This is a genomic window from Nocardia pseudovaccinii (assembly GCF_050942345.1).
Taxonomy (GTDB): Bacteria; Actinomycetota; Actinomycetes; order Mycobacteriales; family Mycobacteriaceae; genus Nocardia; species Nocardia pseudovaccinii.
The window spans coordinates 9,183,543-9,207,883 of sequence record NZ_CP192074.1 but is presented as its reverse complement, the minus strand read 5'-3'; the positions used below and the strand labels follow the sequence as shown (position 1 = coordinate 9,207,883).

Genomic DNA, 24,341 nt, shown 5'->3' with positions numbered 1-24,341 from the left:
TTCCGAATCATCTGCTGGGGCACCCGGTTATCCGGGGTTCGGATCGGGGGTGGCGAGATCGGACTCGCGCCACCCCCGATCGTTCCGGTCAGCCGTGGTCGGCGCGCAGGGCCTTCTTATCGATCTTGCCGACGGCGGTGACGGGCAGTTCGTCGGCCTGGCGGAGCAGGTCCGGGAGTTTGTAGGTCGCCAGACCGCGTTCGGTGAGGAAGGACTTGAGCTGGGCCAGGGTCGGCATCTCGCCGTCGGCAACCAAGACGGCACAGACCTTTTCGCCCAGCGCGGCATCGGGGAGGCCGACGGCGGCGGCATGCCGGACGGACGGGTGGGCGAGCAGATGTTCCTCGAGTTCGTCGCAGGAGATGTTCTCGCCACCCCGATTGATGACGTCCTTGATGCGGCCCGAGACGATCAGATGGCCGCTCGGCAGTCGGCGCACGAGATCGCCGGAGCGGTAGTAGCCGTCGGGAGTGAAGGCGCGGGCATTGTGTTCAGGGGCGCGGTAGTAGCCACGGATCGTGTAGGGGCCCTTGGTGAGTAGTTCACCCTCTTCGCCGGGGGCGACATCGTTGCCGTCGGCATCCACGACCCGCACCTCGTCGGCGGGCGAGAGCGGACGGCCCTGGGTGGTGCAGACGGTATCGGCGGTGTCGTCGAGGCGGGTGTAGTTGAGCAGGCCCTCGGCCATACCGAAGACCTGTTGCAGTTGCACGCCCAGTGCGGGTGCGACCTCGCGGGCATTCACCTCGGCCAGCCGGGCGCCGCCGACCTGGAGCAGGCGCAAGGAGCCGAGATCGGCGTCCTCCCATTCGGTTGCCGCACACCAGAGTTGGGCCAGTGGCGGCACGACCGCGGTGACGGTGACGCGATGGCGTTCGATAGCGGCGAAGGCGCTCTCCGGGCTCGGGTCGGTGATGAAGGTGACGGCCGCGCCGACCGCTACGGTGCCGAGGATGCCGGGGCAGGCGAGCGGGAAGTTGTGTGCGGCGGGCAGTGTCGCGAGGTAGACGTCGTCCTCGGTCAGTTCGCAGACCTCGGCGCTCGCGGTGGCGTTGTAGACGTAGTCGTCGTGGGTGCGCGCGATGAGCTTCGGCAGGCCGGTGGTACCGCCGGAGACCAGCATCAGCGCGATATCGCTCGGATCGATGTCGGGAAGTGAACGGCCGTCGCGGGGTATCGAATTCAGATCGGTGAAGGTTCCCGGATCGCCGAGTACGAGAACGTGACGCAGGGTAGGTACGGCCGAGCGGACGGTTTCGGTCAGTTCGCGGTAGTCGAAGTCGCCGAGCCGGTCGACCACGATGTACGCGACCGCTTCGGAAAGTCCGGCCAGATGCTCGATTTCGGCGCGGCGATGCGCGGGCAGGGTCAGCACCGGAATGATTCCGGCGCGCAGCAATCCGAACAGGACCGTCAGGAACTCCGGCACATTCGGCAGTTGCACGAGCACCCGATCGCCCGGCGCGATGCCGAGTGCGAGTAAACCGTGCGCCATTCGATCTGCCTCGGCATCCACCCACGCGTAGGTGCGCGCGCTCTCGGCGTCGAGAAGTGCGGTGCGATGCGGGTGCCGGGTCGCGGTCGCGCGCAGCAGGTCGCCGAGTGGGCGGCCGGTCCAGTAGCCGGCCGCGCGATAGGTCGCGGCATCGGCGGTGGGGAACGGGACGTAGCCGTCGCGATGGGTGGGCGAGGTGGATGTCGAAGTCACGGTCTGCCTCACTGGAAGATCTGCTGCATGATTAGGGTCTCATAACATAGGTTAGGCAACCCTATCTCAATGCGATAGGCTACCGCCGAGCAGTCTCGATCCGCCGGATGCGGCGGCGACCAAGGAGTGACAGCGCCAGATGGAGCCAGCACAGCGACCGGGGGACGGGGCGGGGACGACGATCGGCCGGGAGGAAATCCGCGCGGCCATTGCGAAGCAGCTCGATGTACCGGTCGAGACGATCGCAGACGGCGATGATCTGATCCAGCTCGGACTGGACTCCATTCGCACCATGAAGTTGGCAGGCGGCTGGCGCAAGCGCGGGCTGGAGATCAACTTCGCGCAATTGGCTGCGGCGCCGTCGGTCGCGGAGTGGGCGCGGTTGCTCGGCGTCGACGAATCCGTCGCGGCGGTTCCGGAGGTCGAACCTGTCGAAAACCTTGATCCCGGGGACGAATTCGCGCCGTTCCCGTTGGGGTCGATGCAGCACGCCTACTGGATCGGTCGCTCGGAGGAACAGGATCTCGGCGGTGTCGCCGCACACCTGTATGTCGAATTCGACGGTGCCGAGGTCGATCCCGAACGATTGGCGCGGGCGGTGACGGATCTCGTTGCCGTGCATCCGATGCTGCGCACCAGGTTCCTTCCCGACGGCACGCAGCAGACCATTCTCGACTCGGGTCGGCCGGTGTTCTCGGTCGTCGATCTGCGCGCGCACGCTCCTGCGGCGGCCGAGGCCGAGCTGGAGCGGTTGCGCGACAGCAAGACTCATCAGCGGCTGGTCATCGAGGAGGGGCAGGTGCTCGATGTGACGCTGAGCCTGCTCGCCGACGGTCGTACCCGGCTGCATCTCGATGTCGACATGATCGCGGGTGACGCGATGAGCTACCGCGTGCTCGTCGCCGACCTCGCCGAGCTCTACCACGGCGGCACGGTGCCTCCGCAGGGCTACAGCTATCGCCGCTACCGCACCGAGCGCACAGTGGATGCCGTTGCCAGGGAACGCGATAAGCAGTGGTGGCGCGATCGGCTTCCGGCGCTGCCCGGCGCGCCGGAGCTGCCGACCATTCCGGTCAGCGAGCGCGCCGAACCGCATCGGACCGTCCGCTACAACCACTGGTTGGAGCCGGAAGCCATGGAGCGGCTGCTCGCCGCCGCGCACGCCCGCGGCATCACACCGGCAATGGCGTTGGCCGCGGTATTCGCCGAAACCATCGGCGGCTGGTCGGCGCAGAGCCGCTTCCTGCTGAATGTGCCGCTGTTCCATCGGGAGCCGGTGCATCCGGATATCGACCGGGTGATCGGCGATTTCACCTCCTCGATCATGTTGGAGGTGGACGTCACCGAGAACGTGACGGTCACCGAGCGGGCGAAAACACTGCAGCGCGCGATGCACGAAAGCGGCTCGCACACCGCGTATTCCGGGCTGGAGGTACTGCGCGATCTGGGCAGGTACCGCCGCGAGCCGGTGCTCGCGCCGATCGTCTACACCAGCGCGCTCAACCTGGGCGAGCTGTTCGCCACCTCGGTCACCGAGACCTTCGGCGAGCCGGTCTGGATCATCTCGCAGGGCCCGCAGGTGCTGCTGGACGCGCAGGTCACCGAGGTGCGCGGCGGGCTGCTGCTCAACTGGGACGTGCGCGAATCGGCGTTCCCCGCGGGAATGATCGACGCCATGTTCACCAGCTACACCGAGGCCATCGGCAGGCTGGGCGCGGGCGAGGCGGGCTGGATCGCGGAGGCCGCGGTGCACCTACCAGTCGCCCAGGCCGCCGTGCGCGCCGCGGTGAACGCGACCGACGGTCCGGTCTCCGGACGGGCACTGCACCAGGGTTTCTTCGACCATGCCCGCAGCACGCCGGACGCACCGGCGGTGCTGTGGCGCCGCGACGGCGTGGACGGCGGCTGGAGCTATGCCGAGCTTGCCGCACAAGCGCTTTCGGTGGCGGCCGCGCTGCGCGAAATCGGGGTGCGGCCCGGTGCGACCGTGGCGGTGCAGCTGCCGAAGGGGCCGGATCAGATCCTCGCCGTACTGGGTGTGCTCGCGGCGGGTGCGGCCTATGTGCCCATCGGTTTCGATCAGCCGGTCGGGCGGCGCGCGGAGATCCTGCGCACCGGTGACGTGGTCGCCGCGCTCACCGTCGACGGCGCCGACATGGGTCGCCCGGATATCACCTGTCTGCCGCTCGCGGCGGCGCGTGCCCATCCGAATCCGTCGGCCGAGCCGGTGATTGCGGATCCGGAGTCGATCGCCTATGTGCTGTTCACCTCCGGCTCCACCGGTGTGCCGAAGGGTGTCGACGTGCCGCACCGCGGTGCGATGAACACCATCGACGCGGTGAACGAGTGGTTCGAGGTCGGCCCGGCAGACCGGGTGCTAGGACTGTCCGCGCTGGAGTTCGACGCCTCCGTCTACGACATGTTCGGCATGTTCGCCGTCGGCGGCTCGGTGGTCGCGCTGTCGGCCGCGCAGCGCGAGGAGGCGACAAGCTGGGTGGAACTACTGACCCACCACCGGGTTTCGATCCTCAACTGTGTGCCGAGCATGCTCGACATGATCCTGGAGATCGGCGGTGACCACCTCGGCGATTCGCTGCGCGCGGTCACTCTCGGCGGTGACTGGGTCGGTGCGGATCTGGCGCGGCGGCTGGCCGGACAGGTGCCAGGATGCCGGTTCTCCGGGTTGGGCGGCGCCACCGAAACCTCCATCCACAACACCATTTGCGAGGTCGCCGACCCGCCCGAACATTGGGCCACCGTCCCGTTCGGCGTGCCACTGCGCAATGTGCGCTGCCGCGTGGTGAATTCGGCAGGCCGCGACTGCCCTGACTGGGTGCCCGGCGAATTCTGGGTCGGCGGTGCGAATGTCGCGGCCGGCTATCGCAATGATCCGGAGCGCACCGCGGAACGGTTCGTCGTCCACGACGATCTCCGCTGGTACCGCACCGGTGATATGGCGCGCTACTGGCCCGACGGCACCATCGAATTCCTCGGTCGCGCCGACCATCAGGTCCAGATCCGCGGTTACCGGGTGGAATTGGGCGAGGTGGAGAGCGGTCTGCGTACCGCGCCGGGGGTGCGGCACGCGGTGGCCGCCGTGGTCGGCACCGGCGCGCCGAAGCTCGTCGCTGCGGTTTCGGGCGAGGTCGGCTCCGCCGAGGAGATTGTCGCCGCGGTGCGAGATCTTTTGCCCGGCTACATGATTCCCACTCGCATCGAGATCTTCGAGCAGATGCCGTTGACCGATAACGGCAAGCTGGATCGTCGCGCGGTGGTGGCACTGCTGGAACCCGACGCGTCCGAATCGGTGGACGCGCGTCCGCGCACGCCGCTGGAGGCGGCACTGGCCACGATCGTCGCCGAAGTGCTCGGTACCGAGCGCATCGGCGTGCACGACGATTTCTTCGGCGCGGGTGGTGACTCGGTGCTGGCCACCACGGCCGTCGCCAGGATCCGCGAATGGCTGGAGGTCGACCACGCGCTGGTCGCCGATCTGCTCGTCGGCCGGACGGTGGCCGGGTTGGGCGAGCGGCTGGTCGAACGGGAGACCGGTCGTGGCACGCCCGATCGCCTGGACGCCGTCGCCACGTTGTACCTGGAGGTGGTGGCGATGACCGACGAGGAGATCCTGGCCCAGGCGTGACCTGTGCGCATTGCCTGAGAACGGTCGCCGCGCGCACTAGACTTCCGGATATGAGCCATTGGGATACCTCGAACATTCCCGATCAGAGTGGCCGCACGATCATCGTCACCGGCGCGAACAGCGGGCTGGGGGCGGCGACGGTGCGTGCGCTGGCCGGGGCGGGTGCGCAGGTGGTCCTGGCCTGTCGGAATCTGGCCAAGGGCGAGAAAGTGGCCGGTGAGATCGGTGCGCGGGCCGAGGTGCGCGAACTCGATCTCGCGGATCTGGCCTCGGTGCGTGCGTTCGCCGATGCGGTGGACCGGGCCGACGTACTGATCAATAACGCGGGTGTGATGGCGGTGCCGCAGCGGCGGACCGCCGACGGCTTCGAAATGCAGATCGGCACAAACCATCTCGGTCACTTCGCGCTGACCGGGCTACTGCTGGAAAAGATCTCGGACCGGGTGGTCACGGTCTCCAGCGGTGCGCACCGGGCCGGCAAGATCGATCTGGACGACCTGAACTGGGAGCGCCGCAAGTACCAGCGCTGGTCCGCCTACGGCCAGGCGAAGTTGGCCAACCTGATGTTCGCCTACGAGTTGCAGCGCAGGCTGACCGCGGCGGGTTCGTCGAAGATTTCGGTGGCCGCCCATCCCGGTTATGCCGCAACGGAACTGCAGTCGCATACCGAATCCATTCAGGACAAGGTCATGGCGCTGGGCAACCGGCTGCTGGCGCAGAGCGCCGAAATGGGCGCGCTGCCGGAGATCTACGCGGCGACCGAGCAGGTCGAGCCGGGCGCGTTCTATGGTCCGGACGGATGGGGCGGCATGCGCGGCTATCCCGGGCTGTCCGGTTCCACCGCGGCGTCCAAGGACGAGCAGGTCGCGCGCGGCCTGTGGGAGCTGTCGGAGAAGCTGACAGGCGTCACCTACTCCTTCGGCAAGTAGTCGAATCCCCTGCGGCACAGGACAACTCAGGAAGCGGGGCGGTGGTGCCGGTCGCTTTCGGCGCGATGAATGAAATCACTGCGAGCCAGTACTGATCCGGCCCGCAACGGTGATGCACGGCGCTCGTGATCCAGGTCACATACGTCGATGTCACACTGGGCTCGGCCGCGTCGTCCTCTCTGTGAACCCAACCGAATGGAAAGGCACAGATCATGGAACAGCGCTTCGACCTCTACGCCAACCCCGTCGCCGGTAGCTATGTCAAGCGGCTCGTCACCGCGGGCAAGGTCGTCGACGGGACTTCCCTGCCCGCCGCCACCTACGAGCTGGTCAAGATCCGCGCCAGCCAGATCAACGGCTGCGGCATGTGCGTCGATATGCACACCAAAGACGCCGCGCACGCGGGCGAGACCGCCGTGCGAATCAACCTGGTCGCCGCCTGGCACGAGGCCACCGTCTTCACCGAGGCCGAGCGCGCCGCCCTCGCCCTCACCGAAGAGGCCACCCGCATCGGTGACGGCCGCGGCGTCAGCGACGAGACCTGGGAGCAGGTGCGCAAGCACTACGACGACGATCAGACCGCCGCGCTCATCGCGGCCATCGCGACGATCAACGCGTGGAACCGGATGAATGTGATCGTCCGCACCCCGGCCGGTGGATACGTCCCCGGTCAGCTGGGGTGAGCTTCGGCACGAAAGTTGGCCTTGCGGTTACCTCGGGATAGTCCCTGGTACAGTCACTGTCGTGCAGCGCGTCTATTTCTGGTTTAGCAAGCCGGCCCTGGGTGGGTCGGTCTGCGGCAACCATTTGCGCTGACCTCGTTTCCACCCCGAGCCGGATGATGGACCGGCTCGACGGGTTTCACGTCCGTGGGTCGGCCTTGAAGTAAAGGAACCCACAAACGATGACTACCGCAGCCGACGTCGACGCGCGGCATTCCGATCTGGACGACCAACGCACCCTGAGCGTGAGCCCTTTGCGCTCACCGGCAGAGGTGCGCCAGGTGCACCGAATCACCGATGCGCTCGCCGACGTCGTCCGAGCCGGTCGCAAAGCCACTGTCGACGTGCTCAACGGTGCCGACGATCGCCTGATGGTGATCGTCGGACCGTGTTCGGTCCACGATCCGGCCGCCGCGCTGGACTACGCCCGCCGCCTGGCCGCCAGGGCGGCCGAACTCGACGATCGGCTACACGTCGTGATGCGGGTGTACTTCGAGAAGCCGCGCACCACCCTGGGGTGGAAGGGGCTGATCAACGATCCGCACCTGGACGGCTCCTTCGACGTGAACACCGGACTGGGCATCGGCCGCAAGCTGCTGGTCGATATCTCCGCCCTCGGTCTGCCGGTGGCCTGTGAATTCCTTGACCCGATCACCCCGCAGTACATCGCGGACCTGGTCTCCTACGGCGCCATCGGCGCGCGCACCGCGGCAAGCCAGGTGCACCGCCAGCTCAGCAGCGCGCTGTCCATGCCGGTCGGCATCAAGAACGGCACCGACGGCGATGTGCAGGTGGCCGTCGACGGTGTGCGGGCCGCCGCGGCCAGCCACGTTTTCCCGGGCACCGACTTGGACGGCCGCTCGGCGCTGATCCGCACCACCGGCAATCCGGACTGCCATGTGATCCTGCGCGGCGGCAGCACCGGCCCGAACTACGACGCCGCCTCGGTCCGCGAGGCCTGCATCCGGTTGGAGAAGGCATCGCTACCGGAGCGGATCGTGGTGGACGCCAGCCACGGCAACAGCAATAAGGATCACAACAAGCAGGTCGATGTGGTCACCGATATCGCGGGCCGGTTGGCCGCGGGCGAGCCGGGCGTGGTCGGAGTGATGCTGGAGAGCTTCCTCGTCGCGGGCCGCCAGGATCTGGCCCTCGGGCACGCCGACGCGCTGACCTACGGGCAGTCCATCACCGATGCCTGCATCGATTGGGAGACCACGGCCGCCCAGCTCGATCGTCTCGCCGACGCGGTGCGGCAGCGCCGCGATCACTGATTCGGAGCCTGTCGCCCCGGTGAAAGCCGGGGCGCGGCTACGGATTTCGCCGCGGTTTCGCGACGACGCCGAGGATGTCGCCGGAGCAGACGGTGGCGCCGTCGAAGCCCGCGATGGCCAGATAGTCGATCAGATGTCCGGGTGCGGGTTTCGGACCGGTGCCGCGGGGTCCGTCCGGTTGTCCGTATCCGTAGAACAGATACAGCGTGCCGCCGGGTGTGAGGACCTGCCGGATCAGCGCGAGTTCGGCGGTGGGCCGCTTGGTCCAGAACAGATTCACGTTGACGGCGACAACCTTGTCGAAGCCGCGGGCCGGTCCGATTTCGGCGAGTACCCGGGCTCGGTCGAGCTGTTCCAGTCCGGCGTGCAACAGGTGGATCTTGCCGCATTTGATCAGTGCGGCATGGCGTTTCGTCGCGCGGGCGATGGCCGTCGGCGAACGGTCCACGCCGACGATCCGACCGCCGTCCAGCCGTGCGGCCAGGTACGCGATCGAGTCGCTGGAGCCGGGACCGATTTCCAGGATCCGGTCGTCGGGCCGCAGGTGCATGGTTTCGGCGATCCACTCGAATCGGGCATCGACCGCCATACGGGCAATCTACGACTGTTGCGCGGCACCGGTCGGCGGTTCCGTCAGATTCCGGGCGGCCAATCCGAGACCGGGCCGGGCGGGTCCGTCGCCAGCCGTCCGCCCAGCCAGGTGTCTCGGCGGGTGCCGCGCTGCATACTGCCGAGTCGCGCCATGCCCTCGTAGTGAAAACCATTGCGGCGGACCACCGCGGCCGAGGCATGATTGCCGACGAAGGCGCGCCAGTTGATCCGGCTCAGCCCCAATCCGGTCGGCTGGAAACCGAATTCGCACACCAGGGCGACCGCACGCGACATCAGCCCGCGTCCGCGTTCCGCGGAGACCAGCCAGAAGCCGATTTCCGATGCCGATTCGTCGCGCGCGTTGAGATCGATCATGCCGACCACCGGACCGTCGGCCCGCGTCCGCAGCGCCCAGATCGGACTGCGGGTGGCCCAGCCGGGCGCGACCATATCGTCGAGGAAGGATTCGGCATTCTTCCGGTGATACGGGACCGGAATCGTCACCCACTCGGCGATGCTGGGCTCCTGGCAGCATGCGACGATATCGTCGATATCGGCCTCGGTCGGCCGCGACAACCAGATGGTTGTGTCGGATAGCGGATGATCCTCCATACGATCATGGTGTCATGACCGGCTCGTCGGGCCGATCAGCGCGGAACGTAGAATCAGCCCGATGGTTGCCGCTCTTCTCGCCGACTTGTTCGAATCGCATCGGGCGCATCTGCTCTCGGTCGCCTACCGGCTGACGGGCAGTGCGGGCGACGCCGAGGACGCGGTGCAGGAGAGTTGGCTGAGGCTGGCCGGTACGCATCAATCCGAGATCGAGGATCTGCGAGGGTGGCTGACCACCGTGGTCAGCCGAATCTGCCTGGACCGCCTGCGCAGTGCCGCGGTGCGCCGGGAAACTTATGTCGGGCAGTGGCTTCCGGAGCCGGTCGTCACCGGTACCACCCCATCGACCATGCCGGATCCGCTGGAGGCGGTGGTCCGCAAACAGGAATGCAGCCTCGCCGCCATGGTGGTGCTGGAGAGTCTGACGCCACCGCAGCGCGTGGCATTCGTTCTGCACGACGGGCTTTCGGTGCCGTTCGACGAGATCGCCGAAATCCTCGGCATTACGGCGGAGGCGGCGCGCCAGCTGGCCGTGCGGGCCAGGAAATCCGTCGCACAGGCCCCGCCGCCCGTCCCGGATGTCGAGCACGCGACCGCGGTGCGCAATTTCGTCGCCGCGCTGTCCGCCGGTGATATCGCCGCGATAACCGCTGCGCTGCACCCGGATTCGGTAATAATCGGCGATGCGAACGGCACCACGTCCACCGCGATCAATGTCATCGCCGGTGCGGACAAGGTCGCCCGTTTCCTCCTCGGGCTGATGCGCAAGTACGGCATGGACGGCTCCGCGGAGCCGACACTGGAATTCGAATTCGCCACGGTCAACGGTCAATTGGGTTTGGTCGTGTATCGGGTCGGCCCGGGTTACGGGCGGCTCGACGGTCCGCCCCGGGTGATCGGATTCGCGGTTCGCGACGGATTGGTCTGGGGTACCTACGATCTCGCGAATCCGGAGAAACTGTCCCACGTCCGTCTGGGGTGAGACGGTGCCAGGCCGGGCCCTCATCGCCAGGCCTGACACCGCCATCGGATTACGGCGTGGACGAGCCCAGGAACCAGTCCCCGGTCGACGATCCGGTGCCGCTATTGCCGGTCGACGAGCCGTTGAACCAATCGCCGGTGGACGAGCCGAATCCGGCGATCAGGTCGTGTGCGACATTTCGCAGGAAACCCAGTACCGTTCCGGCGACCTCCGACGCGGCCGGCTGCAGTACCAGGTCCAGATACGAGGCCATAAGCGCCCCTTTCGAGCTACCGCCGCAGGTCGGCGGTTTGTGAGGTAGAACACGGTGAGGCTAGACGCCGTTGGGACACCGCACAACCTTGCAGGTAGAGGGTCCAATTCAAAAGTGAAATATAGCCTTTCGCTATCTGTTGGCAACAATGGCGATCGCTGGGCTACTCTCCGGATATGTCCTCGCAACCCGCGACCGTCGCCCGCCTGCGCCCCTTCGCCTCCACGATCTTTGCGGAGATGACCGAATTAGCCGTCCGGCACGAGGCGATCAACCTGGGCCAGGGCTTTCCGGATACCGACGGACCCGCAGGCATGCTCGAGGTCGCGCGTCAGGCCATTGCCGACGGGCTGAACCAGTACCCGCCCGGTCGCGGTATGCCGATCCTGCGGCGCGCCATCGCCGCCGACCGGGCCCGCCGCTACGGCACCCAGTACGACCCGGACACGCAGGTCCTGGTCACCGTCGGTGCGACGGAGGCGATCAGTGCCGCCGTGCTCGGCCTGGTGGAGCCCGGCCGGGAGGTCGTGCTGATCGAGCCCTACTACGACTCCTATGCGGCCGCGGTCGCGCTGGCCGGAGCGCGGCGGCGCACGGCCCATCTCGTCGCCGACGGTGACCGCTTCGTACTCGACCTGGACAGCCTGCGCGCCGCCATCACGCCCGCGACCAGGATGCTGATCGTCAATTCACCGCACAACCCGACCGGCACCGTACTCGACCGCGCCGATTTGACCGCGATCGCCGAAATCGCCTGCGAGCACGACCTATTGGTGCTCACCGACGAGGTCTACGAACATCTCGTCTACGACGGCAACGAGCACATCAGCCTCGCCACCCTGCCCGGTATGGCCGAGCGCACCGTCGTAGTGTCCAGCGCGGCAAAGACTTTCAGCGTCACCGGTTGGAAGACCGGCTGGGCGCTAGGGCCGGCCGAACTCATCGACGGTGTGCTCGCGGCCAAACAGTTCCTGACCTTCGTGGCGGGCGGGCCGTTCCAACCGGCCGTCGCGCACGCGCTGAACAATGAACTCGACTGGGTCGCCGCACTGCGAGACACGCTGTCGGACAAGCGACTCCGGCTCGCCGCCGCGCTGAAGGACACCGGCTTCGGGGTGAAGGAGAGTGCGGGCGGTTATTTCATCTGCGCGGATATCACGCCGATGGGCGCAACCGACGGCTTGGCCTTCTGCCGGGAACTACCGGCTCGGCTCGGTGTCGCGGCCGTGCCGCTCATCGCCTTCGCCGACCACGTCGAGGCGTGGAATCACCTGGTGCGCTTCACATTCTGCAAACGCGACGAAACCCTCGACGAGGGCGTGCGCCGACTCCGTGCGGGTGTTCGAGTGGGCTAGGCCCGGTCCTGTGGGCGCCGCCGCGCCTGCGGCGCGTGCCAGTCGTACCGCATCGCGAGCAGGCGAAATACGATGGCGCCGAGCGCGGCGCAGGCGCCGGTGATCGGATTGTAGGCATTGAAATGCAGTAGCGTCGCGGTCGCGGTGGCACCGAAAAGTGCTGGTACCGCATAGATCTGCTCGGGTATCAGGACACTCGGCGTCTGTCCGCCGAGCAGATCGCGGATCACTCCGCCGCCGATCGCGGTGACCAATCCGAGCAGGGTGGCCGAGGGCGCGCCGAGACCGTGGTTGTAGGCGATCACCGTGCCGGTCACACAGAACAGCCCCAGCCCGAAGGCGTCGGCCACCCCCAGCGGACCGCCGGTCACGCGCGGCGACGGATGCCAGAAGAAGATGACCGCGGCCGCGAGCAGCGCGGTCCACAGGTAACTGAGATCGACGAACGACGCGGGTGGTGTCCGGCCGATCACCAGATCCCGAATGACACCGCCACCGAGCGCCGTACTGCAAGCCAGTACCACGATCCCGAATACATCGAATCCGCGCCGCACCGCGAGCAGCGCCCCCGAGGTCGCGAAGGCGAAGACGCCGAACAGCTCCCCGACGTGCTGCGCGGTATTCACCGCGGAATCGAAATGCGCCATGCGCACACGATCACATATCCAGCGGCACCGGGGCTCAGGCAGGCATCGGCCGCGCGCGGTCGGTCGCGACCAGTACCGCGATCCCGCCGAGCATCGTGCCCATGAAATAGCGCTGGATCCGCAACCACAGCGGCCGACCGGTCAGGAAGGCGGCGATCCCGCCCGCACCCAGCACGATCAGCCCGTTCACCGTCAACGCCACCGCGATCTGCACCGACCCGAGGCACAGACTCTGCAACCACACCCGGCCGTGTTCGGGCGTCACGAATTGCGGGATCAAGGCCATGTACATGATCGCGATCTTCGGATTCAGCAGATTGGTGACCAGGCCCATGGTGAACAATCGCCGCGTCGGATCCGGCGGCAGCTCGGCGGGTGCGAAGACCGAGGTCCCGCCGGGCCGCACGGCCTGCCAGGCCAGCCACAACAGGTATCCCGCGCCCGCCAGCTTCACCGCCAGATACAGGCCGGGCACGACTGCGAACACCGCGGTGATCCCCGCTGTGGCCGCCGCCAAGTAGACCCCGAATCCGGCCGCCACACCCCCGAGCGACACCAATCCGGCCCGCCGTCCCTGCGAAACGCTGCGCGACACCAGATACATCATGTTCGGTCCCGGTGTGAGCACCATTCCCAACGCGGCCGCCGCCACACCGAACAACGCAGCAGTCTCGATCATGCCCCCGATCCTCACCCGCACTCCCTGTCGATGTCTCGGTCCAGTCGGACACCGCTGGACCGACCAGGTGACGTCATCGCTCAGTCGTGTCTCGATCCCGCGGTATCCGGACGAGAATGGCCGGTCGGTGCATCGTCCCGGAACAAAACAGGCTGCTCGCACGCTGTATGTGCGAAGCCAACGCAAGCTACGCCCGTCGGGAGCAGGATCGATGCCGCATCCGATGGGTTGTCGGTGGCGTCGGGGAGAATGGGCCGGAGTCGCACGAGCGATCCGGCAATGCCGGACGCGCCGTATACGAGGAGAGACTGTGACCGACGGTCCGCTGATCGTTCAGAGTGACAAGACGCTGCTCTTGGAGGTCGACCACGAGTTGGCCGGGGTGGCGCGGCAGGCCATCGCGCCGTTCGCGGAATTGGAGCGGGCGCCGGAGCATGTGCACACCTATCGGGTGACGCCACTGGCGCTGTGGAACGCGCGGGCGGCGGGTCATGATGCCGAGCAGGTGGTGGATGCCCTGGTCAGCTACTCGAGGTATGCGGTCCCGCAGCCGCTGCTGGTCGACATCGTGGACACCATGGCCAGGTACGGCCGGTTGCAGCTGGTGAAGAATCCGGCGCACGGGTTGATGCTGGTCAGTCTGGATCGCGCGGTGCTCGAGGAAGTGCTGCGGCACAAGAAGATCGCCCCGATGCTGGGCGCCCGCGTCGATGAGGACACCGTGGTCGTGCATCCGTCCGAGCGCGGCCGGATCAAGCAGATGCTGCTGAAGATCGGCTGGCCGGCCGAGGATCTGGCGGGCTACGTCGACGGCGAGGCACATCCGATCGAGCTGGATTACACCGGCGGGAAGTGGCATCTGCGCGATTACCAGGAGATGGCGGCCGATTCGTTCTGGGCCGGTGGTTCGGGTGTCGTGGTGCTGCCGTGTGGTGCGGGCAAGACGATGGTCGGCGCGGCCGCGATGGCCAAGGCGCAGGCCACGACGCTGATCCTGGTCACCAATACGGTGGCCGGACGGCAGTGGCGGCGTGAGCTGCTTGCCCGGACCTCGTTGACCGAGGACGAAATCGGCGAATACTCCGGCGAGCGCAAGGAAATCCGTCCGGTCACCATCGCCACCTATCAGGTGATCACCCGCCGCACCAAGGGCGAATACAAGCACCTCGAACTCTTCGACAGCCGCGATTGGGGCCTGGTCATCTACGACGAGGTGCACCTGCTGCCCGCGCCGGTCTTCCGGATGACCGCCGATCTGCAATCGCGGCGCAGGCTCGGTCTGACCGCGACCCTCGTCCGCGAGGACGGCCGCGAGGGCGACGTGTTCTCGCTGATCGGACCCAAGCGCTACGACGCGCCGTGGAAGGACATCGAGGCGCAGGGCTGGATCGCCCCCGCCGACTGCATCGAGGTCCGGGTCACCCTCACCGATGCCGAGCGGATGGCCTATGCCACCGCCGAGCCCGAAGAGCGCTACAAGCTCTGTTCCACCGCGCGCACGAAAATCCCTGTGGTGGAATCGATTCTGGCTCAGCACAAGGATGCGCAGACCTTGGTGATCGGCGCGTATCTGGACCAACTCGACGAACTCGGCGCGGATCTGAATGCGCCGGTAATTCAAGGTTCGACGAAAACCAAAGAGCGCGAAGAACTTTTCGATGCCTTCCGGCGCGGTGAGATTCCGGTGCTTGTGGTGAGCAAGGTCGCGAACTTTTCCATCGATTTGCCCGAAGCCTCTGTCGCGGTGCAGGTTTCGGGAACATTCGGTTCACGCCAGGAAGAAGCGCAACGGCTCGGTCGACTGTTGCGGCCGAAACACGATGGTGGCCAAGCCCACTTCTATTCGGTCGTCGCACGTGACACCCTGGACGCCGAATATGCCGCGCACCGGCAGCGTTTCCTCGCCGAACAGGGTTACGCGTATCGCATTACGGATGCCGACGACTTGCTGGGACCGGCCATCGGATAAGCGGAGGAATTACCTCCGATACGTATGCTAGGAATAAGACGTGCGACGCTTCGAATTCGCGGTGGACCGGCAGCACGCCCATGCGGTCAACGAAGTCTTCGCCGACCTACGTCGACTGCGGGTCATGGCGATCGCGGCGGCCGTCATCGCCGCGACCGGCACCGCGTATCTGATCTGGCTCAACCATCCGTGGGCCTATCTGCTGGCGATCGCATTCGCACTCGGCGCGGTCGTCGCGTTGTGGGTGGCGTTCTGGACACCGCACCGCTCCAGCATCGACAAGCTCTATGCCGACGGTGAACTGGTCCCCGCGGTCGTCTCCGAAACGCATCCGGGCGGGGTGGTGCTGCTCGCACTGGTCGATGTCTCGAAACCGGAGACTCACGACCCGCGCTATGCCTTGGTGATCAGGAAGGTCCGGGATCTGCCGGGGCACGAGAGGCGCGCGGGTGAGCGGGTGCCGTCGGTCGCGGTGCGCACCGATCGGGCGCCGCGTCAGGTCGGCGAGCGTTGGCAGTCGGTCAGCGCAATGCCGATCGCCTGGGGCACTCGCGACGGCACCGTCATCGATCGGGCGCGCGCGGCCATCAGCGAGGTCGAATGGCGATTGCTCACCGACAATCTGGAACTCGCCGACAAGGTGCGGCGCACCTCTGCCAAACGGTTGCTGCTCGACCCGCACCAGCTGCCCGGTGACCTGGGCTCCTGATCAGCCGAATTCGCTTGCGCCGCCGAATAGACTCGGTAAATGGTTCCGGCGTCCAACCTGCTGGCTTTCATCGCCGCATCGATTGTCATCATCGTCATCCCCGGACCGGGTGTGCTCTTCACCATCGGCCGGGCCCTCGCACTCGGCCGCCGCGCCGCCCTGGTCTCGGTATTCGGTCATTCCGCGGGCGTTTTCATCGCGCTACTGCTGGTCTCGGTGGGCCTTGGCACCCTGCTCGCGGCCTCGGCGCTCGCGCTCACCGTGGTCAAGTTCGCCGGTGCGCTCTATCTGATGTACCTCGGCATCCAGGCGATCCGCGAGCGCAAGGCGTTGCGGGCGGCGCTCAACGCGCAGCTCGACCCCGCCGATGCCAAGGTCTTTCGGCAGAGCGTGTTCGTCGGGCTGACCAATCCCAAGGCGATCGTCTTCTTCTCGGCGGTACTGCCGCATTTCGCCGAACCGTCGGCGGGTTCGCTGCAGTTGCAATTCCTGATCCTCGGCTCCATCTTCCTGGCGATCGCATTGATCTCCGATAGCGCTTGGGGCCTGCTCGCCGCATCGGCACGCACCTGGTTCGCGCGCTCGCCGCAACGACTGGAGGCGGTCGGCGGTGCGGGCGGTGCGATGATCTTCGGCCTCGGCGCGTCGGTGGCACTCAGCGGTAGCGCCGACTGAAGCGACTACCATCCACCGAGGTCAGGTGGGCCATGAAAGGGGTGGTGGTCGTATGAGGTGGTCCGGCTGGTTGTGTGCGGCCGTGGTCGGCGCACTGGTCGCCGCCCCGGTTCCGGCGAACGCCGATCCGTTCGTCGGCGCGCCGGGTCTGGACGATCCGTACTACCCGCTGGACGGCAACGGCGGCTACGACGTCGGGCACTACGAGGTCACCATCGGCTACGACCCGCCGAGCCATCAGCTCACCGGCACGACCACGATCGACGCCACCGCCACCCAGCCCCTGCGGATGTTCAATCTGGACTTCAACGGCCCGGACGTGCGCATGGTCTCGGTGAACAACCTGCCCGCCGCCTTCGACCGCAACGGCGAACACGAACTGACCGTGACTCCACTGCTGCCGCTATTGCCCGGCCTGCCCTTCACGGTGACCGTCGACTACGCCGGGCAAGCCAGGAACACCGAAGGCGAGGGCTGGACCTACGCGCCCAGCGGCGGCGCCTTCGTCGCGGGCGAACCGCATTCGGCCACCACCTGGTATCCGCTCAACGACACCCCGTTGGACAAGGCCACCTTCACCCTGCACGCGTCGGTCCCCGCGGAATGGGAGGTGGTTTCCAACGGTGTGCGGACCGAGAACGCGGTCGTCGGTGCGCAGCGCAACGTCACCTGGGAATCGCATCAACCGGTGCTCGGCTACCTGACCACGGTCGCGATCGATCACTACAGCTACCTCGAACAGCGCCGCGCCAACGGAACCCCGCTGATCAGCGCCTTCGCGGAGAATGCGGAGCGCAATAGGGAAACCGAGCAGCGCCTGCCCGAAATCATCGACTTCGAAGAGGCGCTCTACGGTCCCTATCCGTTCGATACCGCGGGTGGCATCTACGTCGACGCGGATCTGGAATTCTCGCTGGAGACCCAGACCCGTCCGATCTACGCACCGTGGACCGACCTGCCGACCGCGGTGCACGAAATCGCGCACCAATGGTGGGGTGATTCGGTGTCCGTGCGGCAATGGTCCGATGTATGCCTGAACGAATGCTTCGCCAGCTACACCGCCGACTATCTGTGGCCGGAACGGATGGAGGGCAAGGATGTCGACGCGACCTACCGCGAGACCATTCGAAAGAACCGAACCGACCCGAAATTCTGGGATATCCCGCTGGAAAATCCGGGCGTCGGAAATGAATTCACCTCCGTCTACTATCGCGGCCCGCTGTTCCTGCACGCCCTGCGCAAACAACTCGGCGACGACGTATTCTTCACGGCCGTCCGGGAATTCAACGCCGCCCACGCTTACGGCAATGCTTCGATGCCGGAGTTTCGTACCTTCATGCAGTCGAAATCCCCGGCCGATCTGACCGGCTTCTTCGACGCCTGGCTGAACCGCACCACAATGCCGCCGGACGAGTACCTTTTCCCTGGCGCATTGCGCGGCTGACGTTCAGTCGACGCGTTCGCGGGCCTTTTCCACCCAGCGCTCTGCCCGATCGAGTTGTTTCCGGGCCGCGCGTAGTTGGTCCTGTGCACCGCGATCGGCGGTGCGGGCGAATTGCTTCTGCTGTTCGGCGTGTGCGAGCTCTTCGCGCAATGTCGCGATGCGGGATTCGCACTCGGCCAATCGTTTTGTCGTCTCTTCGACCTCTTCCTGTGCCGAATCTCGTGCTGCACACGCAGATTCGAGGGCCTCGAGTGCCTCATCGAGTTCCTGCCCCGCATTGTCTGCTGCGACGGGTTCGGTGGATTTCTTTGCGCCCGTTCCGCTTACCGAGGTGAGTGCGGCACCGCCCGGCCCGAAACCCGCATAACTCGCCGATGTCGCCAGCGTGCCACTGCGCACCTGCTCGGCGACCGCGTCATCGGCCAGCGCCGCCGTAAGCGTCTGTCCCACTTCACGCAGCACCCCCTCGGTGACCGGATGCCCGCGATCTGCGGCCAGTGCGCCCGCTCGCTTGGCGAGGGCATTGACCACTTGCTGCCGCTGCGTGGTCAGTGTGCGCAACTGATCGCCGGACAATTCGCGTTGCGCCGTACGCAGCGCGATCCCCAGTCGCAGCAGCGCATCGACATCATCGGGTGCGGCACGGGCCAGCAGGTTCACCGTCCAGGCGACCACCGTCGGCTTACGTAGTTTGCCGACGGCGGTCGCGAGCGCCTTATCGCCCGCATCCTTGGCCTCGGCGACGCGTGCCGCCCTGGCGGCGATGAACTCACCAGGGTCTAATCCGTACAAGTCGACGGCGACCTCTTCGAGCCTCATACTTGCCAAGCGTAACGACCGGGTCTTCGGAAGCGACAGAGTGCACATGCTGGACAAACGTCCATGTGTTCGTAATGCGAAAGGCATTGATAGTGAACAGTTTAGCCTCGATCCGTGGACGTAATCAGTGGTGGGCCGTCCCCGGAATAGGGAAAGTGCCTTCCGAGCTGCGATGATTGGTGTTCTCACGCATCAATCGTTGCAAGATCGGAAAGACACTTTCAGTGCGATTGTTTCACACGTTCGCCGAGGGCTCGGCAGTGTTCGATGACGACAATCTCGTCTCGGTGGCTGGGCTGGTCCCGGTGATGACGTTGGCCGAGCAAACGGGCCTGACCAGCATGTTGGCTGACAAGGTCGCCATAGCTTCGCCGCGGATCACTTCCGGGTCGGCCAACCCGGCCCCGAAACTGGCCACGCTGATCGCCGGGATGTGCGCGGGTGCGGACAGTATCGATGACATCGACCTGCTGCGCAGCGGCGGGATGGGGCACCTGTTCGGTGGTGTGTATGCGCCCTCGACGGTGGGAACTCTGTTGCGCGAGTTCAGCTTTGGTCATGCCAAGCAGTTGGAGTCGGTGATGCGCGAGCACCTGTCCGCGCTGGCCGCCCGTACCGATCTGCTGCCCGGCGCGCAGACACGGTGTTTCGTCGATATCGATTCGCTGCTGCGCCCGGTCTATGGCAAGCAGAAGCAGGGCGCGTCCTACGGGCATGCGAAGATCGCCGGGAAACAGGTTCTCCGCAAAGGGCTTTCACCCCTGGCGGCCACGCTCAGCACCGACCTCGCGGCACCGGTTGTTGCCGGGATGCGGTTACGCGCCGGGAAAACCGGCTCCGGCAAAGGAGCTGGGTCGATGGTCACAGAAGCGATCGGCGTCGCCCGCGCCGCCGGGGCCACCGGCACCATCGTGGTGCGCGGGGATTCGGCCTATGGCAACCGCAGGGTCGTGCGCGCAGCGCTGCGGGCTGGGGCACTGTTCTCGCTGGTGCTGACCAAGAACGCGGCCGTGAAGAAAGCGATCGCCTCGATTCCCGATGACGCGTGGACCCCGGTGCGCTATCCCGGTGCGGTCCGCGACCCCGACACAGGCGAGTGGATCTCCGACGCCGAGGTCGCCGAAACCTCCTACACCGCTTTTGCTTCCACCAAGGACCGCGTCACCGCCCGGCTGATCGTGCGGCGGGTGAAAGACGCCCGCTACCCCGACGCGCTGTTCCCTGTGTGGCGTCACCACCCCTTCCTGACCAACTCGCAAGAGCCGGTTGCCGATGCCGACATCACCCACCGCAAACACGCCGTCATCGAGACCGTTTTCGCCGACCTCATCGACGGTCCCCTGGCCCATATGCCGTCCGGGAAATTCGGTGCCAACTCCGCCTGGGTGATCTGCGCTGGGATCGCCCATAACCTGCTGCGCGCTGCCGGAACCCTCGCCGGCGGCAACCACCGCCGCGCCCGCGCAGCTACCTTGCGCCGCAAAATCGTCAACATCCCCGCCCGACTGGCCCGCCCGCAACGTCGGCCGATTCTGCATCTGCCCACCCACTGGCCCTGGGTCGAGCCATGGCTCATGTTGTGGCACAACACGATCGGCTACACACCGCCACAACCCGTCACTACCTGACCACCCGGCCAGAACCGGCCCGAACCGAGATCCACGTGGAAATGCTGGGCAGACCAGCGGCTACCTCATACCCGAAACCCGCTGGTCTGCGCGCCTCCGGCGCGCAGACCAGCCCGAAACCCGAGTCCATGGATCGAGGTTTAGGAATCATGGTCCTGGTCAACCTGATCCCGAAATTCGTCAATCTCGCGCTGATGGGGCTGACCGGACTCTACGGGCAGTACTGAGCCGCGCCTCCTGTTGGTCGGTTGTCCGAACTGCTGATGCGGTTCGGGCGACCGTGACGGTATCCTCACCGCGTTCACATCTGTCGTGGACACGTTCGGTGAGAGAGGGTTTCACGTTGAAGTTCCCAGGAATGAGGCTGCTGGCACGCATTGTGCTCGCCCTCCTGGCGGTGGGCGCATTGGTGGCCGTGGTGACCGGTTGTTCGGCGCTCGACAATGCAAGCAAGTCCGACACCGCCAAGGCGAAGGTCGGTGATTGCATCAATGTCACCGACAGTTCGTCATCGGCCACCAAGTCCGAGCCAGTCGACTGCTCGTCGCCGAAGGCGGTTTACAAGGTATTCCAGACCGCGGACAAGAAGATCGAATGCGCGGCCGAATACACCACCTACACCGAGGATCTGGTCAGTGGCGGCCAGGCCTACATGTGCCTCGCGCCGAACTTCAAGCAGGGCAGCTGCTACGCCGACGTCGGCACGAACCCGTACAAGTACGTGGACTGCTCCTCTTCCGAAGCCACCTTCAAGGTGGTGCAGCGCATCGACGGTCAGGCCGACGAATTGCAGTGTGGCGCCGACGCGACCAGCTTCGTAACCGTGCCGGACCCGAAGGTCACCTTCTGCCTCGGCGCAGCCAAGAGCTGATTACTCGAGTAGTGCGACCGACGCGATCCGGTGCAAGGTGAAATGCCGGATCGCGCCGGTTACCGGGTCCAGTGCGTCGAGCTGGCCGTTGCCGACCTTCAACGGTTCGACTACACGCTGTGACGCGACGCCCTGGGCATCGACATAACCGATATTGACCGACCGCCGCACCCGCGCCGCCAATTGCAGCAGCGCCAGGGTTGCGGCGGTACTCGTTCTGGTGCCGTCCGGGCGCACCGCCTGGCCGTTGCGGGCGCTGGCGGCCCGATCACCCGCTCGCAGCTCCGCGACGAGCAGTGTCAGCTGCTCGGTGCTCGGCGGCGTCGGACGATATGGCTGCCTGGCATGCGGACGCACCGCGATCCGGGCGCCGCGCGGGCGCAGATCGACAATGGTGCCCGCGGAATCCTCACCGGCCGGGGCGAATCCGGCAGCACGCAACCGTTCGAGCAATTCGCCGAGCGGGGCCTGGGCAATAGCGACGGTGGGTGCGATGGCCCGCAGCACGAGTTCGCCCGCCACCGGCGAGCTCAGTACCTGAGCGAGCAGTGCCGGATCGTCACTGCGGACGAACGACTGGGCCATACCGGCCCGCAACTGGCCGTGCCTGCGCGCGACGTCATCGATCAGATAGGTCAGCGACTGCGGGATCGGTGTGCGGGAATGGGTGGTGAACAGCGTATGCAGTTCGGCCGCGGTCATCCCGGCATCGAGCGCACGTCGCACCGATGTGTCGCTGATCCGGTAAACCGTTGCCGCACCCGCGGATTCGATATCGGCCACGAGTGCCACCCGGTTCTGTAGCTCCGGTGTCAGCGGACCGGGCGCGATGACGGTCAGATCCGCCTGGACAAGCACATGATCGATGGGCTCGGGCAGCGCCGATTCCATCTCGGCCTCGGCATCGGACGCGCTGTTCGGCGAACCGTGCAGCAATGCTCGCGCCGGTGAGGCGAGCGCGCCGCGCCCGATGAAACCGAGCGTCGCGGCCTCGTCCAGCGTGTGCTCGACCGCCTCGGCGCGAAAGTGCCTGCGCCACCGCGGTTGCCGCCAGGCCAGCAGTCGGCCGATATCGGTGGGGGCCAGTGCGGTGCCGGTCGGATATTCGGCGAGCAGATTCAGCATGGTGCGACGGTCGCGCGGCGCGTGCGGGGTGCGCAGCTCGATCGCCAACGCCGCCAGCGGTTTGTCATTGGCGTCGCGCATGCCGATCATCCACGGCACGCGGTCCAGGTCCAGCCAGGCCTGTGCCAGCGCCACCCAGCGGCGCGCGGGCGGGGCGTCGCGCCAGCCGTCGGCGGCCGGTGTGGGGGCCCAGAAGTCGTCGGTGGAGTCGAATTCCGGTGGCGGGTCGGGCATACCCTTTTCGATGAGTTTGGCCGCGGCGAGCAGTTCGACGAGCAGTCCGGCGCGCGGTTCGTCGATACCGGTCTGTTTGGCGATGCGGCGCAACTCCCGCACTCCGAGCCCACCCGCGCGCAATGCGGGCGCGGGCGCCTGGCCGAGCGCCTCCAGAATGTCGGCGCAGTGCCGCAGTAGCTCGCCCACTTCGCCCGCCGCGACCGCATTCACTTCGGTGGGGCTGTGCTTCGTCGGCGTCGGCTCCGGCGCTTTCAGCGCGTGCGGATGGGTCACCGGCTCCCGGCGCAGCACTTGGCCTACGGTGACCGGGAGTTCGACCGTCTCCTCGTCGATCCAGTGCAGTAATCGGCGGCCGAGTAGTTGCTGGATCGGGCGGTCGGCCGGTGTGCCCGGAGCCGCGTCCCTGGTGCGTCCGCGCGGGCCAGTGGTGGCCAGCTTGTCCAGCAGCGCGCGTTCGGCGGGGGAGACGGCCGCGAGGGCCGCTGACACCTCGGGCTCGGTCAGCGCATCGGGAATTTCGGTGGTGCTGCCGATCGGCCACGGCAGCGCCTCGGCGGTGGCCGGGATCAGATGTAGGTCGTCTCCGACATTCCAGACCAGCGCGCGATCGGATAGGCGGGCCAGCGCGGCATCGATCGCTGCGACCTTCACCCGATCTTTCAACTGCACGCGCAATGCCTTGCGACTCATCGGCGTTCCGCCCGACCCCGTCGCCCGATGCACCGCAAGGGTTTCCACGATCGCGAACTCGAGTGTGTCCAGGTCATCGGTGGCACGCAGGACCGACGCGCGCTGCTCGGCGCGGGCCGCGAGCACCGCCATGGAGGAGGGCAGTGGCACGGCCAGATCGGGCCGGAGTTCGAGCAGGGCCACCAGCTGCGCATCGCTGCGGGCCGCGAGCCACCCGGCCAGGGATTCGGTCGCAGGCTCTCCCGCCGCCCCGGGCCTTTTGCCGGTCGTGAGTGCCGCGTGACTGCCGTCGCGGGCCGGCGGTCGTGTGCCCGGTCCGGCTTTGGGCGTCCCCGACGAGTTACCCATGTGCTCTCGAGATCAGTCGTTGCGTCGCAGTCCGAATATTGTCGATTTTGTCAGCCTAGTTGATGTCGTTTATCCGTGACCGGGCGTGGGCAGCGGCGGAGGGCAGAGTGCTGGCGGGTCGCTCGCATGCCACAATGTGGACGTGGTGAACAAATCGAAGAAACCCTATGTCGACCATGGCTGGCCCTCGGTGGAGGACGGTGGCCATGCGGTCACCGAACTGTCGTCGACTCGTTCCGGTGGGCTCTCGCCGTTCGGTGAGGACACCGAGTTTCCGCTTCCGGCCGATCAGCTGCCGTACATGCACCCGAATACGGTGATCAACCGCTGAGCGGCACATCGCTCGGTACCCGGACGGAAAACCCGCCGATACGAAGAAGGTCCCCGCATCAATGATGCGGGGACCTTCTTCGTATCGTCTGCGTTGTGAC

Annotated in this window: 22 protein-coding genes; 14 read left to right on the top strand and 8 right to left on the bottom strand. The window is 66.5% G+C overall.

Annotated elements, in window-relative coordinates; all coding sequences use genetic code 11:
* Window positions 1–88: 88 nt before the first annotated feature.
* Window positions 89–1,708 (bottom strand): (2,3-dihydroxybenzoyl)adenylate synthase, encoded by a 1,620-nt coding sequence (locus tag ACQPZ2_RS41320; RefSeq protein WP_433523317.1) that lies wholly within the window; start codon window positions 1,706–1,708, stop codon window positions 89–91.
* A gap of 139 nt (window positions 1,709–1,847) precedes the next feature.
* Here ACQPZ2_RS41320 and ACQPZ2_RS41315 point away from each other — a divergent pair, with 139 nt between their 5' ends.
* The 4 genes from ACQPZ2_RS41315 (at window position 1,848) to ACQPZ2_RS41300 (ending at window position 8,276) form a co-directional block, all read left to right on the top strand.
* On the top strand, window positions 1,848–5,351 hold the full coding sequence (locus tag ACQPZ2_RS41315) for an amino acid adenylation domain-containing protein (RefSeq protein WP_433523316.1): 3,504 nt from the start codon (window positions 1,848–1,850) through the stop codon (window positions 5,349–5,351).
* A gap of 50 nt (window positions 5,352–5,401) precedes the next feature.
* A complete protein-coding gene (locus tag ACQPZ2_RS41310) occupies window positions 5,402–6,280 on the top strand; it encodes an oxidoreductase (protein ID WP_433523315.1) in 879 nt (292 codons plus the stop codon).
* Window positions 6,281–6,492: 212 nt separating this feature from the next.
* Window positions 6,493–6,963 (top strand): carboxymuconolactone decarboxylase family protein, encoded by a 471-nt coding sequence (locus ACQPZ2_RS41305; protein ID WP_433523314.1) that lies wholly within the window; start codon window positions 6,493–6,495, stop codon window positions 6,961–6,963.
* Window positions 6,964–7,184: 221 nt separating this feature from the next.
* The gene (locus tag ACQPZ2_RS41300; RefSeq protein WP_433523313.1) at window positions 7,185–8,276 is read left to right on the top strand and encodes a 3-deoxy-7-phosphoheptulonate synthase; all 1,092 of its coding nucleotides are present in this window, start codon (window positions 7,185–7,187) and stop codon (window positions 8,274–8,276) included.
* A gap of 37 nt (window positions 8,277–8,313) precedes the next feature.
* Here ACQPZ2_RS41300 and ACQPZ2_RS41295 read toward each other — a convergent pair whose 3' ends face one another.
* Complete coding sequence (locus ACQPZ2_RS41295) at window positions 8,314–8,865, bottom strand: class I SAM-dependent methyltransferase (RefSeq protein WP_433523312.1); 552 nt, start codon at window positions 8,863–8,865, stop codon at window positions 8,314–8,316.
* 44 nt (window positions 8,866–8,909) lie between these two features.
* Complete coding sequence (locus ACQPZ2_RS41290; RefSeq protein ID WP_433523311.1) at window positions 8,910–9,479, bottom strand: GNAT family N-acetyltransferase; 570 nt, start codon at window positions 9,477–9,479, stop codon at window positions 8,910–8,912.
* A gap of 61 nt (window positions 9,480–9,540) precedes the next feature.
* Between ACQPZ2_RS41290 and ACQPZ2_RS41285 the strand changes: the two genes are divergently transcribed.
* Entirely contained in the window at window positions 9,541–10,461 is a 921-nt protein-coding gene (locus ACQPZ2_RS41285) for a sigma-70 family RNA polymerase sigma factor (protein WP_433523310.1), read from the top strand.
* A gap of 49 nt (window positions 10,462–10,510) precedes the next feature.
* Here ACQPZ2_RS41285 and ACQPZ2_RS41280 read toward each other — a convergent pair whose 3' ends face one another.
* A complete protein-coding gene (locus ACQPZ2_RS41280) occupies window positions 10,511–10,714 on the bottom strand; it encodes a hypothetical protein (RefSeq protein ID WP_329415367.1) in 204 nt (67 codons plus the stop codon).
* A gap of 176 nt (window positions 10,715–10,890) precedes the next feature.
* Here ACQPZ2_RS41280 and ACQPZ2_RS41275 point away from each other — a divergent pair, with 176 nt between their 5' ends.
* Entirely contained in the window at window positions 10,891–12,069 is a 1,179-nt protein-coding gene (locus ACQPZ2_RS41275) for a pyridoxal phosphate-dependent aminotransferase (protein ID WP_063044425.1), read from the top strand.
* On the opposite strand, the gene ACQPZ2_RS41270 is transcribed toward ACQPZ2_RS41275, so the two are convergent.
* Both ACQPZ2_RS41270 and ACQPZ2_RS41265 read right to left on the bottom strand, forming a co-directional pair.
* The gene (locus tag ACQPZ2_RS41270; protein ID WP_063044424.1) at window positions 12,066–12,716 is read right to left on the bottom strand and encodes a trimeric intracellular cation channel family protein; all 651 of its coding nucleotides are present in this window, start codon (window positions 12,714–12,716) and stop codon (window positions 12,066–12,068) included. The two genes, ACQPZ2_RS41275 and ACQPZ2_RS41270, sit on opposite strands and share 4 nt — an antisense overlap.
* 34 nt (window positions 12,717–12,750) lie before the next feature.
* A complete protein-coding gene (locus ACQPZ2_RS41265) occupies window positions 12,751–13,395 on the bottom strand; it encodes a LysE family translocator (protein ID WP_063044423.1) in 645 nt (214 codons plus the stop codon).
* A gap of 310 nt (window positions 13,396–13,705) precedes the next feature.
* On the opposite strand from ACQPZ2_RS41265, the gene ACQPZ2_RS41260 reads away from it, so the two are divergent.
* From ACQPZ2_RS41260 to ACQPZ2_RS41245, 4 genes are read left to right on the top strand one after another with little or no spacing between them, the layout of a single operon-like run.
* Window positions 13,706–15,364, top strand: coding sequence for a DNA repair helicase XPB (locus tag ACQPZ2_RS41260; protein WP_433523309.1), 1,659 nt, complete (start codon window positions 13,706–13,708; stop codon window positions 15,362–15,364).
* A 40-nt stretch (window positions 15,365–15,404) separates the two neighbouring features.
* Entirely contained in the window at window positions 15,405–16,073 is a 669-nt protein-coding gene (locus ACQPZ2_RS41255) for a DUF3239 domain-containing protein (RefSeq protein WP_433523308.1), read from the top strand.
* A gap of 39 nt (window positions 16,074–16,112) precedes the next feature.
* A complete protein-coding gene (locus ACQPZ2_RS41250; RefSeq protein WP_063044420.1) occupies window positions 16,113–16,748 on the top strand; it encodes a LysE family translocator in 636 nt (211 codons plus the stop codon).
* 52 nt (window positions 16,749–16,800) lie between these two features.
* Entirely contained in the window at window positions 16,801–18,192 is a 1,392-nt protein-coding gene (locus ACQPZ2_RS41245; RefSeq protein WP_433523307.1) for a M1 family metallopeptidase, read from the top strand.
* A gap of 3 nt (window positions 18,193–18,195) precedes the next feature.
* Here the strand turns inward: ACQPZ2_RS41245 and ACQPZ2_RS41240 are convergent, their stop codons facing one another.
* The gene (locus ACQPZ2_RS41240; protein ID WP_433523306.1) at window positions 18,196–19,011 is read right to left on the bottom strand and encodes a hypothetical protein; all 816 of its coding nucleotides are present in this window, start codon (window positions 19,009–19,011) and stop codon (window positions 18,196–18,198) included.
* A 224-nt stretch (window positions 19,012–19,235) separates the two neighbouring features.
* Here ACQPZ2_RS41240 and ACQPZ2_RS41235 point away from each other — a divergent pair, with 224 nt between their 5' ends.
* From ACQPZ2_RS41235 to ACQPZ2_RS41225, 3 genes are all read left to right on the top strand, one after another.
* Window positions 19,236–20,639 carry an IS1380 family transposase gene (locus ACQPZ2_RS41235; RefSeq protein WP_433522759.1) on the top strand — a complete coding sequence of 468 codons (1,404 nt, stop codon included), beginning with the start codon at window positions 19,236–19,238 and terminating at the stop codon, window positions 20,637–20,639.
* 41 nt (window positions 20,640–20,680) lie between these two features.
* A complete protein-coding gene (locus tag ACQPZ2_RS41230) occupies window positions 20,681–20,866 on the top strand; it encodes a hypothetical protein (RefSeq protein ID WP_433523305.1) in 186 nt (61 codons plus the stop codon).
* A 131-nt stretch (window positions 20,867–20,997) separates the two neighbouring features.
* Window positions 20,998–21,510 carry an LppU/SCO3897 family protein gene (locus ACQPZ2_RS41225; RefSeq protein ID WP_433523304.1) on the top strand — a complete coding sequence of 171 codons (513 nt, stop codon included), beginning with the start codon at window positions 20,998–21,000 and terminating at the stop codon, window positions 21,508–21,510.
* Here ACQPZ2_RS41225 and ACQPZ2_RS41220 read toward each other — a convergent pair whose 3' ends face one another.
* Entirely contained in the window at window positions 21,511–23,910 is a 2,400-nt protein-coding gene (locus ACQPZ2_RS41220; protein ID WP_433523303.1) for a helicase-associated domain-containing protein, read from the bottom strand.
* Window positions 23,911–24,052: 142 nt separating this feature from the next.
* On the opposite strand from ACQPZ2_RS41220, the gene ACQPZ2_RS41215 reads away from it, so the two are divergent.
* Window positions 24,053–24,241, top strand: coding sequence for a hypothetical protein (locus ACQPZ2_RS41215; protein ID WP_063044417.1), 189 nt, complete (start codon window positions 24,053–24,055; stop codon window positions 24,239–24,241).
* Window positions 24,242–24,341 lie beyond the last annotated feature (100 nt).